The 12,731-nt window shown below is 34.0% G+C and carries 8 protein-coding genes; 3 read left to right on the forward strand and 5 right to left on the reverse strand.

What is annotated here, in order from left to right; translation table 11 throughout:
* The 3 genes from BOW55_RS21050 to BOW55_RS12350 all read left to right on the forward strand — a co-directional run.
* The coding region (locus tag BOW55_RS21050) for a hypothetical protein (RefSeq protein WP_206733607.1) at positions 1-203 on the forward strand (203 nt) is incomplete at its 5' end.
* Between the two features lie 571 nt (positions 204-774).
* On the forward strand, positions 775-1,956 hold the full coding sequence (locus BOW55_RS12345) for an IS3 family transposase (RefSeq protein WP_129024367.1): 1,182 nt from the start codon (positions 775-777) through the stop codon (positions 1,954-1,956).
* Positions 1,957-1,970: 14 nt separating this feature from the next.
* Positions 1,971-2,567, forward strand: a complete 597-nt coding sequence (locus BOW55_RS12350) for an IS3 family transposase (protein ID WP_129024368.1) — start codon at positions 1,971-1,973, stop codon at positions 2,565-2,567.
* Positions 2,568-2,956: 389 nt separating this feature from the next.
* Here BOW55_RS12350 and BOW55_RS12355 read toward each other — a convergent pair whose 3' ends face one another.
* From BOW55_RS12355 to BOW55_RS12375, 5 genes are all read right to left on the reverse strand, one after another.
* Positions 2,957-4,465 (reverse strand): alpha-L-fucosidase, encoded by a 1,509-nt coding sequence (locus BOW55_RS12355; RefSeq protein WP_129024369.1) that lies wholly within the window; start codon positions 4,463-4,465, stop codon positions 2,957-2,959.
* A gap of 19 nt (positions 4,466-4,484) precedes the next feature.
* The gene (locus tag BOW55_RS12360) at positions 4,485-7,085 is read right to left on the reverse strand and encodes a LamG-like jellyroll fold domain-containing protein (protein WP_129024370.1); all 2,601 of its coding nucleotides are present in this window, start codon (positions 7,083-7,085) and stop codon (positions 4,485-4,487) included.
* Positions 7,086-7,319: 234 nt separating this feature from the next.
* Positions 7,320-9,764, reverse strand: a complete 2,445-nt coding sequence (gene galA, locus BOW55_RS12365) for a beta-galactosidase GalA (RefSeq protein WP_241686549.1) — start codon at positions 9,762-9,764, stop codon at positions 7,320-7,322.
* 52 nt (positions 9,765-9,816) lie between these two features.
* Positions 9,817-11,535: a beta-N-acetylhexosaminidase gene (locus BOW55_RS12370; protein ID WP_129024371.1), complete on the reverse strand. Its 1,719-nt coding sequence runs from the start codon at positions 11,533-11,535 to the stop codon at positions 9,817-9,819.
* Positions 11,536-11,593: 58 nt separating this feature from the next.
* Positions 11,594-12,421, reverse strand: coding sequence for a glycoside hydrolase family 16 protein (locus BOW55_RS12375; RefSeq protein WP_129024372.1), 828 nt, complete (start codon positions 12,419-12,421; stop codon positions 11,594-11,596).
* Positions 12,422-12,731: the final 310 nt, after the last annotated feature.

Raw genomic sequence — 12,731 nt, forward strand, 5'->3', positions numbered from 1 at the left:
TTTATCAAATCATTTACCATTTCTTAAAGTCAAACAAAATCAAAAACAATAATACTGCAAAAGAAGAGAGTAAAATTCTGTTCTTACAGATATTTTCAAAATACATCTTATTTAATTTATGTATTTCAGAAGCTTCTAATTCAAATTTTAAAGATAAATTAAAACTATTCATATTATGTGGTACTTTGATGATATTTGTTTAAATACAAAAATATCTCATTACCAATGACTCCAACTCCTTATAAAGATATAAAACTATCAAAATAGGACTTTACTTCAATCTAGCAGAATCAAATAAAATTCAGAAAAACCACAAATTCCTCTCATAAATATCTCTCTGCCGGGAACATATTGGAACAGAATTTTAAGACAGCCCGCTGCACCCAAGATGGCTTAGAAAATACCTAGAAAGAAACCGATGAAAAATGGCTGCATTTCAAAGTAGAAATAGACCTCTTTAACCGCTAAATGATCGACTAATCACTAAAAACTCTCCAAGCAGAAGAAACTAGTAATCAAGCTTTTAAAACGTAATTATTAACCATCTTTTAAAAAACTGCATCTGGTAATAATCCTTTAACTATTCCTCTACTATCAACAGAAGCTGGTGTCATATCAAGACTAAAATAAACCATACTTCCAGATACAACAAAACTTAAAACTAAACCAATATAAATAATGGTCTATTTCGAGCTGGTAAACATTCTTTAAAACAAATAGAATTTATTAATTTAGTTTACAAATCAAACAAGCATATTCCTAATAATCAGACTTATGACAGGGAAATACAAAAAATATGACCGTATTTTCAAGGAGAATGCTGTTAAGCTAAGTTATGAAAAAAGAACTTTAAAAGAATTTGCTGACGAACTTGGGATCTTGCCGTGTCTGCTGACAAGATGGCGAAAAGAATATCAAAAATTTGGAGAAGGAAGTTTTCAAGGTACAGGTTATGAAAGAGTTCATCCTGAACAGAAACTAGTTTTTGAACTTGAAAAAAAATCGAAAGAAGCGGAACTTAGATATGAAATTTTAAAAAATGCATTCCCATATCTTTATAAAGGTAAACTTGTAATTTATAAGTTCATTAAAGACAATGAACACAAATACTCGATATTGAAAATGTGTGACGTTTTAGAAGTAGGTTATGGTAGATATCACAGGTGGGAAAAAGATGGCGTTTCAGAAAAACAACAACAGATCGCTTTATTAAAAAATGATATTATAACAATATTTTTTAAATTTAATAAATATTACGGAAAAAGTAAAATTACACAAGAACTTAACAACCGAGGATATAAAATATCTAAAACGCAAGTTGCTTTCTATATGGACCGTTTAGGATTGCGTAAAGTTGTGAAAAGAAAATTTAAAGTTACAACTGATTCCAATCATACTTATTATACAGCTCCAAATGTTTTAAATAGAAAGTTTGTAGTTAATGCCCCTTCTAAAGTATGGGTATCTGACATAACGTACATTCAGACAAAAAAAGGTTTTTTATACCTTACCATAATCATGGACTTATACGACCGAAAAATAATCGGTTGGAGTCTAGGTACCAGGCTTTCCACTGATAGGACTACTTTAGCTGCGTGGGAAATGGCTGTAACAAATCGAAAAATTTCAAATGGATTACTATTCCATTCGGACAGAGGAGTTCAATACGCTAATAGAGTCTTTACCGCTAAACTAGACTCCTGTAAATGTATAAGAAGTATGAGCCGTAAAGGAGATCATTTGGACAATTCCGTGTCTGAAAGCTTTTTCAGTTCTTTTAAAAGAGAACTAATCGATCGCAAAGGCAAGCTGCTCACCCAAAAAATGATGAGAGAAGAAATATTTGAATTTATCGAAAACTGGTATAATAAAAAAAGGAGACACTCAGCATTAAACTATAAAACTATAGAGGAATATAATGCAGCAAGCAATCAAAATCATAGCGATAATTTTTAAAATTAATTCATGTCATGAAAAGAAATAAACAAAAATATAATTTTGCTTTTAAAGAAAAAGCTGTTCTGCTGAGTTACGAAAGAAATTGTTTATCAGAACTAGAAAAAGAATTATGTCTTTTTCCTGGTGCATTGAGCCGATGGCGTAGAGAATATAAAAAATACGACAGTGAAGACGGTCAGCAAAATTTTTATTTAAAATCAAATATTGAAAGCCAAAAAATTAAAGAACTAGAAGGAAAAATTCAAAAATCAGATTTAAAATTTGAAATTTTAAAAAATGCAGGAAAATACCTTTCTCAAGAAAAAACATTGATCTTTTATTTCATGTATACCTACGAAAAAAAATATTCTATTAAACTAATGTGTGAAACTTTGAACGTAAACACAAAAACTTACCGAGCATGGAAAAATAAATCATTTACAAAAACGCAAGAAAGAAAAATCTTAATGCAGAAAGAAATAACCTCTATCTTCTTTGCGGCTAAACAGCGCTATGGACGCGAAAGGATTACAGCAGAGTTACGCAGCTTAGGATATGAAATATCCTATAGTACGGTAAATAAATACATGAAAGAATTAGGCCTATCGGACAAAGTAAAGAAAAATTAAAAATATTCTAAATCATCTTTTGTGAATATATATTATGAAATCCAGTTGTGTCCAAATTGCAGACACAACTGGATTTAAAATTTATTCTGAAAGATATTTTCCTTCATTTTTTTTGCTCAGTCGGTATTGAATGATATTGTTTAAATATTGGCTATTGCGGCGCACTCAAAAGCTTCTACAGTTATCTGCTTAGTAAATCCCTAACACTCACTAATTGGATTAGCATAAAACAACTTTACTTCTTTATTTTTCATTGGTATTATAGCTAAAAAAAATGGGATCAGCTTAATTTTCGTGACAGTATCACGACAATTTCTTTGTCAGTAAACTAATCAGCAAACTGCATCATTCTCCGAACTGATAAATTACCAAAACTCACAAAAAAAGATTTATTTAACCTTATTTTCATCATCAAAATACAATCCCATTTCTGCTAATGCAGGTTGCAATCTTGCTGATAAAATACGCAATCTAACTTTGGATGCTGTTACTGCAGGAAACTCCAGCAAACGTTTAAAACCAATAGTTGTTCCTTCTGTCGCTTTTTTCCATTCTTTGCCATCGTAATATTCAAATACAAAACTTTCAACTCGTTGTCCAATAGTGACATTTTCCTGAAGCAGCAGAACATTAAATTTTTGTTCTTTCTTCAAATCCAATTCAACTACATTATCATTTCCTTTCATCGAAAAAGAAATATGTGTTGCATCATTGCCATCCAGCAAAGGTTTTATTTTTTTTACAGCGCCAATTCCCTTTGAGTCATTCAGAAGATTTGTTTTAAATATTTTATCCAATTTTGCCTTCCAGCTTTTTAAAACGGTGATGTCAAAATCAGTAATCAAACCCCTTTTATCAGGCGGAATATTTAATAGAAGAACACCATTTCGTCCTACAGAATGAAAATAGATTTCTTTGAGATATTCTGCTGTTTTTACTTTTTGATCTTCGGCTTCATGATAAAACCAACCCGGACGAATCGACACATCCATTTCGGCAGGATACCATTTTAAGGCATCACCATCTCTCAATTGACTGCGGCCTCCTAAAACCTGTCCTCTGTTATTTCCGGATGGTGGCTCATCAGCCTTGGTTTGTGAACCTTCATTATATTTTTTGTTTTTCCCAACAGGCACTACACTCCATTCTTGTTCACGACCGTGTCCTGTTTCTGTTCCTACCCAACGTACATCTGGGCCTGAAACAGCAATAACTGCTTGAGGCTGCAACTTTCGAATATGTGCATACCATCTTTCAAAATCATACACTTGTTTTTTTCCATTAGGACCTTCTCCATTTGCTCCATCGAACCAAACCTCATCAACTTTTCCATATTGAGTCAGCAATTCTGTTAATTGTTCGATAAAAAAATCATTGTATTCAGGTGTTCCGTAAGAAGCATTATTCCTGTCCCAAGGCGATAAATAAATCCCAAAACCAACTCCTAGCTCTTTGCAAGCATCGGCTACTTCTTTTACAACATCACCTTTACCATCTTTCCAAGGACTGTTTTTTACAGAGTATTCTGTTGTTTTAGTGGGCCATAAACAAAAACCATCGTGATGTTTTGCAGTAAGAATAACTTGTTTTATTCCGGCATCTTTGCAGGTTTTCACCCATTGTCTTGCATCCAAAGCTGCTGGATTGAATAATTTAGGATCATCTTTTCCCTCTCCCCATTCTCTTCCTGTAAAAGTGTTCATTCCAAAGTGAATAAAACCTGTTATTTCTAATCGCTGCCATCGCAGTTGCTGTACCGAGGGAGTAATTGTTGCGGCAATGTTAACCACTTCTTCATCTGACATGGATTTGTCGATACGTACAAAATTTTTACTTTGCGAAAAACATGCTGGCGTAAGCATGATTACGAAAAGCATTAACTGAATTCTCTTTTTCATTTTATAATTGATAAAGTATTTAATTTTTGATAAGCTTAGTAGTTTTCGAATTTCCTTTTTCGTCAATATATTTAACAATATAAATACCTGATTTAAAGTTGCTGCTGTTGACACTGATCTCTTTTTGATCGTTTAAGGATTGTGTAAATAATTGCTGTCCAGTCAAATTATAGATTTTTATGAATCCCTTTTGTTCAGCTGGCAACACGACTGTAAAAATATTTTGGGCGGGATTTGGATATACTGAAAAAACAGAAACTACATAATTAGCATTAATTTCCAAGGTTTCGTTATTGGCTTTTCTACTGGTTAAACTTCCGCCTGCAACCGTCAATTCCAGATTAGCATTCATAACTGTATTTAATGCTCGCAAAAGCGAAAGTTGGTTGAGATAATCTACATCTGTTGCGGTATCCCAATACATAACTCCGGCTAACGCCATATCCCGAACATATTTCGTTTTTTTTATGATGGTTTGCTGTCCGTTAAACGTGATATCTTTTGAGGTAGGCGCATTCATTAATGCATTATCCAATGATGGATCCAGCGACGGATATTGCGCTACTATCGCTCTATAACTTACGGTAGCTTTTGTATTATCTGTAGTAGCTCCATAAAATGGCATTCCCATAATTAGTTTTTGAGCAGGATATCCGTAATTAAGCATAGCGGTAACATTGTTTACAAACTCTGTATAAGGAAATCGTTCCGGACTTGGCCCATAAGATTGTATTGATACATAATCAAGGACAGAAATTGCTGCCGGACTTATTTTATAATACAACGGATGCAGCGTCACGCTAAAATTTGAAGTTGAAGATAATGCAGTATTTAGGGCCAAAATTGCAGCACTATAATCCGTCCATTCCTGAGTTGTTAAACACCATTCGAAATCTAAATCTACTCCATCAAAGCCATAGGTTTCAACAATATTTTTTACATTATTGGCAAAGTTTGTTCTGGCTGTAGGTGTTGCAATCATCGTTTTCCAATCGCCTCCACTAATTCCTAAACGGATTTCAGCTCCATTATAACTGGACAATGTCTGTTTTAATCCATCTAATACACCTAACCAGGTTCTTGAATCTTTTCCGGGTTGAGATACATCGTCATATTTCCAGTGTGCGCAAGTTTTGGTTTCATTCCAGGAATCGACCACTATTTCGTTATTCTTGATTGTATTGATTTCACTACTGCTTAAACTCAATAAATTAAGGCTGGTTTCGTCTAATTTTCCATCAAAGTTAACGCCTAACTCAAAATTTGATCTACTAAAAGGTCCGGTTGTAGCGAGTAATCCGTCGCCGTTTTTATAAGAAACGGGTACAGAAATCCCATCAACATATATTTTAACTTGTTGATTGGCTCCGGCGGTTCCTGCATAAGTTACGGCAACGTGATGCCATCCGCCTGTGGCAATTCCAGAATTATTGGCCGTAACATAATTATCTGCTCCATTAGAAAGATGAAAAATCAATTGATTTGTCGCGGCTGTTCCTAATTGTAAATCAATATTTTTGGTTGCAGATTCGTACTTCCTAAAAATACTGCTGTTTTCAATCCATTGATCAATATAAACCCATGTAGCAAAAGAAAATGCGCCAAGTCCCGCTGTCGATTTATTAAGCAAATCACCTCCGCAATTCATGGAAGCTCCGGAACCTGAAAAATCCATCACACCATTTCTTGAAGCAAAACTGGCAAGATAAGTTGCGTTTGTCAAAACACCATTATTTACAGGATATTCAAAAAATAAATCACCATTTGCATAAGGATTTGCTGCCAGATATATTAAATCATTATTGTTCCGAACATACTCTTCACTGACTTGTCCGCTTTCGTAAAAATTAGATCTTATATAACCACTTACAATCTTATATTTAAAAACATTATTGTCTGTTACGGGTACTAAAGACGCACCTGTAAGTGTACCTTGATAAAGATTTTTAGTATCAGCAATTGATGTGCTGCTTTTATCCATTTTCCAGTACGAAATTAGATTAGCGTATAAAGGATGGTATTTATTAATGGTGTTCTTCATGTCAATATCTGCAGCCGTAATAGCATAATTCCAAATTTTGACTTCATCGATACGGCCATCAAAACTTTTCCCTAGTTCAAAAGCTCCTGTTGAGGCAGATGTCGTTGTGGGAAGTGTGCCGTTTCCTGAAGAATATGTAATACCAGATGTAACCTGAGTTCCATTGATATAAACACGAATCATATTGTATGCAGACTTCGTACCATCATAAGCCATAACGATATGATTCCATTGTCCAACTGCAATGGCCGAATTATCTACTTGCGCATAACTATTGCCATTGTTGGCAACATGAAAATATAATCTTTTTGTTGAAAGCTGTCCTAACTGAATGTCGATTCTATTTTGAGCAGGAAGTGTCGCAGCAGTTTTGCTAAAAACATAACTATTTACATTCCAAGCATTAATATAAACCCAAGCTTCAAAAGAAAACTGGTTCACTCCATTTAATTCATTAATATTCCCAAAAGAAGCGTAACTACTTGTCGTGCCCGAAAAGATGATGCTCTGGTTGATGGTCTGACTTTTCATTACCTGGTTAATGGTAAATAAAAAAGCAATAAGTAATACTTTTTTCATAATAAACGGTTGTTTTTGGTTAATTTTTGGTCAATCTATAAGCAATCTTTTTTAATGGTTTTATTAAAGAAAGAGTCATTTTATTTGGCAAACAAAAGACATAGAATATCCTTGTCACTACAACAGAAAGTGTGTTGTAGTAATTTGAAAATCCATTAATGTTCTATTGATTTTTTAAGGTAAAACGACTCTTTCTCTACTGCTGTCTTTTAATTTAAACAAAGCTTTAAGCTTTTATATTTTATCTCTTTTTTGGATTATGGTCACGGTCGCATTTTTCAAACCTTCAGAAGAAGCTTTCAATACAAACTCTCCTTCTTTTTCTGAAGACTCCAAAATAATTTGACATTTTCCGTTGAATAATGAACGTTTCCAATTGCCATCAAGACATTTGTCAGCTTCATGAGAACTTGGATCGCCGTTACCTACACCAAGAATACGAGCATCGCCGTTAAGGTTAAACTGAATCAAATTCATAGCATTAGTAACTTCTCTTCCTTTGTTATCGAGGACCGTTACATTTATGACAGATACATCATTTCCGTCAGCATTAATAATTTTACGATCAGGTGTCAAAACAATTTGATAGGCTTTATCAGTTGTTTCTACAAAAGTTCGAATTGTCTTTCCGTTTTTTAAACCAACGGCTTCGAGTTTCCCGCGTTCGTATACAACTTCCCATTCTAAATGTCCGTTTCTAGGCATTGCTTTTTTTCCAAGGCTTTTTCCGTTTAACAATAATTCGACCTCATCAGCATTACTATTACACCATACATTTACTTTCTCACCCGTTTTATAACCATTCCAATGCGGATAGATCTTGATAACGTCTTTATCTGTCCACCAACTTTGATAATAATAGTAGGTGTTTTTTGGAAAACCACAAACATCCATTATTCCAAAATGAGAATTGACGTTAGGCCATGTAAATGGTGTAGGTTCTCCGCGGTAATCGAAACCTGTCCAAACAAAACCTCCCATAAGCCAAGGTCTGTCGACTGTAAATTTCCACCATTCTTCGGCAGTTTGTCCCCAACGTGGTTTGTTCAAATCATAATCCGGCAAGTAACCTTTTATGGAATCTTTTACATACATTCCTCTAGAGCTAACCATACTCGATACTTCACTAAAAATAATGGGTTGCTTAGGATGTTCTTTATGATAATCGTCTAATTCTTTTATATGATAATTAAAACCTCTTACATCCATTTCCTGATTTATACCAAGATATTTAATACCGTTATTTCCGCCATACGTACTTAATCTCGAAGGGTCTAACTCTTTTTGTCTTTGTACCAAAGTATGCGCCATACGTCGTCCTAAGTCTGTATTCTGAACTCCTGTTTCTTCATTTCCAAGACTCCAAAGCATGATGCTTGCGTGGTTGCGATCTCTTAAAATTAGTTTTTCAAATTGTTCCAAATATTCTTTACCTGTACCAATTACTCTGATCTCATCTAAAACCATCATTCCTAACTTATCACAGGCTTCTAAAACTGATTTTGATGGCGGATTATGACTGCAACGGTAAGCGTTAACGCCCATTTCTTTCAATAATTTTATTCGGTAATACACCAATGCATCCGGAACTGCAGTTCCAACACCAGCGTGATCCTGATGTACACACATTCCTTTTACTTTCATGGATTTTCCGTTCAACGAAAATCCTTTTTCTGCATCATAGTCAAAAGTTCTAATTCCAAATTCAGTTTGAGTACTGTCTGTCGTTATACCATTCTTTTTTACAAGCGAAACCAAACGGTATAAATTCGGACTTTCCAAATCCCATAATTCAGGTTTATTAATAGTGAAATTTTGAATTGTCACAGCACTTTCATTGTTTTTAACGGTTAGTTTCTCTGTCAATGATTTAGTAACTTTTACTCCTTTTGCATTTATCAAATAAGAAACAACTGAACAATCTGTTGTTTTTCCTTCTTGATTCTTTACTGAAGTTTGCGCCTGAACTACTCCTTTAGCTTTTTCTACTTTTGCAGATACATAAACTCCATACTCCGGAATATGCACCGGACTTAATACTTCTAGAGAAACGTTCCTGTAAATCCCTGCTCCTTCATAAAACCAACCTTCGTACTGAGTGGCATCAACGCGAACTACAATAACATTGTCTTTTGAGAATTCTATAAAATCTGTTATATCAAATGAACTTTCAGAATACCCGCTAAAAGTACTTCCGATATAATTGTTGTTTACCCAAATTTTGAAATCGCGATAAACTCCTTCAAAACGAATAATAAAACGTTGTCCTTCTTTTGTATTATCGACCGTAAAATGTTTTCTATACCAACCAATACTATTATCTGGATAAAAACCCCCAACGGGTCTATAACCATGGCTTTGCACATCAAAATGCTTGTGGTATTCAAAAGGAAGTTCGACCGCCCAATCGTGTGGTATATTTACGGTACGCCAATCATCATCTTTAAATTCAGGAACAATACAACCACCTCCGCCGCCTGCAATGGTAAAATTACGAACGATGCTGTAGTCAAAGTCTTTTGATGGATTGTTGGCACTACCTAAATGGAATTTCCAGTTTTTATTTAAAGAAACTATTTGCCTGGATTTTGAAGTTTTAACTTGCGAATAAACGACTTGAAAGGAGATGCAAAACATCAATAATAAAACCCAATAATTATTTTTTTTTAAAATCTTCATATTTTGATAAGCTATTATAGTAAGTTATTTTTCTAATCGATTGTTCTCAATATCAAGGGGTATTATCCTTTTTAGTTTCAAAAACATGTTTTGCATAATTTACTCCCAAAGCATCATAAAGCACTTTCATTGTATTTAAACGAAATTTAAAATCGTTCCAGTTCTTATTTTCTTTTGGAGTCCAAACTACTTCTGACAGGGCCGACATTCTAGGCAAAACCATATATTCTACATAATTTGTCGTGTCCATATATTCTGTCCAAACATTGCCTTGAGCGCCAAGTATATATTTTTTCTCTTCAGCGGTTAAGGCATCTGGGGTTGGATCATAACTGTATACTTTTTCGACAGATATAAAACCTCCAATAGCTAACGGTTCTTTTGCATAATCCTGTTTATCTACTTGATATTTGTCAAAATAACAATGCGTCCCCGGAGTCATAATAACGTTATGATGTTGTTTTGCAGCTTCGATTCCGCCTTTTTCTCCGCGCCAGGACATTACTGTTGCGTTTGGTGCCAGACCTCCTTCGAGAATTTCGTCCCAACCAATAATTTTTTTACCTTTTGTGTTTAAGTATTTTTCAATACGCTGTATAAAATAACTCTGTAATTCATGTTCGTCGGCCAGTTTATTGTCCTTGATTCTTTTTTGACAGGCAGGACAGCGCTGCCAATTTGATTTTGGACATTCGTCTCCACCAATATGAACATATTCTGAAGGAAACAGTGGAATAATTTCGGCTAAAACATCTTCTAAAAATGTAAAGGTCTTTTCGTTTCCGGCGCAAAACACGTCATCAAATACACCCCAGGTTTCCTGAACAATTTTTGAACTTCCTTTTGCCTGCGCTTCTTTTCCTGCTTTCGATCCCATGTTGTTTGTTACGAATGTAGGTTCGTCCGGGAAACAGCTTAAAAAAGTATAAGAGGCTATCGCGGCACTTGCATGACCGGGAAGTTCAATTTCGGGAATAACAGTAATATGTCTTTGAGTGGCATATTTTACGATATCTTTTACTTCTTCTTGTGTATAAAAACCTCCGTATTCTGTTTCATCATTACCTGTTTCCTGATGAAAATGTCCTGTAATAGTTCCGTATCTTTTAGATCCTACTTCAGTAAGTTTTGGATATTTTTTTATTTCTATACGCCAGCCTTGATCTTCGGTTAAATGCCAATGCAGTGTATTCATTTTGTGCAATGCAATAAGATCGATGTACTTTTTTATGAACGACACAGGAAAAATATGTCTTCCCACATCCAAATGCATTCCTCTATACGAGAATCTCGGGTTGTCTTTAATCGTAACTGCAGGAATAGTAATTTTATTTGTGCTAGTTTTTCCTGTTTCTAGTGATGCTGGTAATAATTGCTTTAAAGTTTGAATTCCGTAAAAAACGCCTGTAGAGTTTTTTCCTGATATAAGAATTTTATCACTCGTAACTAAAAGTATATAACCTTCGTCTTCTTTAATGTTTTTATCTATTTTTAATTCGATCGTACCAGAACTTTGGGTTACAAACGGAATATTCATTTTTGTGGTAAGCGTTAAAAAAGAGGCCAAATATTGTCCTTCATTCTCTAAATCTGAGGTTCCGGAAATTTTGGTTTGAGGAGTTATTAAAAACCTCCCTTGTGATATTTCTAATGATTGTGGTTTTGGAATTATTAGATAATCTGATACCATATTCTGGGAATTCTTATATGGATTAACGCATGCAGAAATTAAAATGCTGCTTACTAATAATACTATTAGACTTCTTTTCATACTGAATTATTTTTTGATTCGTTTTTTACTCTAATTAGATTTTTTGAAAGATTTTGTTTTACTCAACGACGTTCCAAACTTTTACATAATCTACCGCCATTTCGTATGGAAATCCTTCAGTTGAGGTTACAAATCCGGGCCAAAATTTAACTCCTGCCTTTCCTTTATCTGCGCATGCATGATTCAAAATAATATAATAATCGGTTTCAAAAGGCCAATTTTTAGCAAAGTCGCCTTTGGGTTCGTGTGTCATAACTAATACGTTATTCACATAAAATTCTATCTTATTAGGTAGTTTTATAACGCCGTATGTATTGTATTCTGTAGACGAAATCAAAGGGGTTTTCCCTGTTGATATTGGTTTAAAATCACCATCGCTCTGATGAATTACTTGATTGACAAAATTGTCATTATTAAGCCTTTCCATAATATCAATTTCTCCACCTTTTGGCCATTCCGGATATATTGGATTTTGAGGCATTAGCCATATTGCAGGCCATCCTCCCTGACCCGCTTTATTGAACTTTGCTCTCACTTCAATTTTTCCGTATTTAAAACTAAACTTATCTTTGGTTTGTATAGCTCCAGTTTCAGGATGTTCTTCTTCATTGTTCCAACGTGCTCTTACAAACAAATTACCATTTTTAACTTCTGTCAGCATTTTATCATCAACTACAAATCTATTCCAGGGCGATCTTGCATTTTGTGACGGGTAAGCACTCCATAATTTTGTATTATATACTTCGCCATCAAAATTATCTTCTAACACTAATTTATAGCTAATTGGATTCTTTTTTTCTGCTGTATTCTTACGAACAGAACAAGATGTAAATCCGTAATACACCACAGCCAATACTAATATTCTGCAACAATAGTTTCTTTTCATTATTATTATGTAATTTTATTTTTGTCGAACATTCTTTAAAATTGAAGTATTCGAATTGTTTACTTTGAGGAAAAAACACAATCAAAAAATACAATAATACAGTGTTTTAATTCTGCCGAATGTTTTGACGTTTTTAAGTTATTTTAATGTAAATAAATCTTAAACTCCAACTGTCCAAAAATAAAATTAAAACTACTTAGACGACTTTTTTGAGGGTTACAAATACGTTACTTCACTACTACATTTAAGTTACATTAGTACTTAAAACCAAAACTAAAAAACTAAAAATAAAATACTTAGCACACAAAAG

It is taken from the genome of Flavobacterium sp. YO12 (assembly GCF_004119495.1).
In the GTDB taxonomy this organism is placed as follows: domain Bacteria; phylum Bacteroidota; class Bacteroidia; order Flavobacteriales; family Flavobacteriaceae; genus Flavobacterium.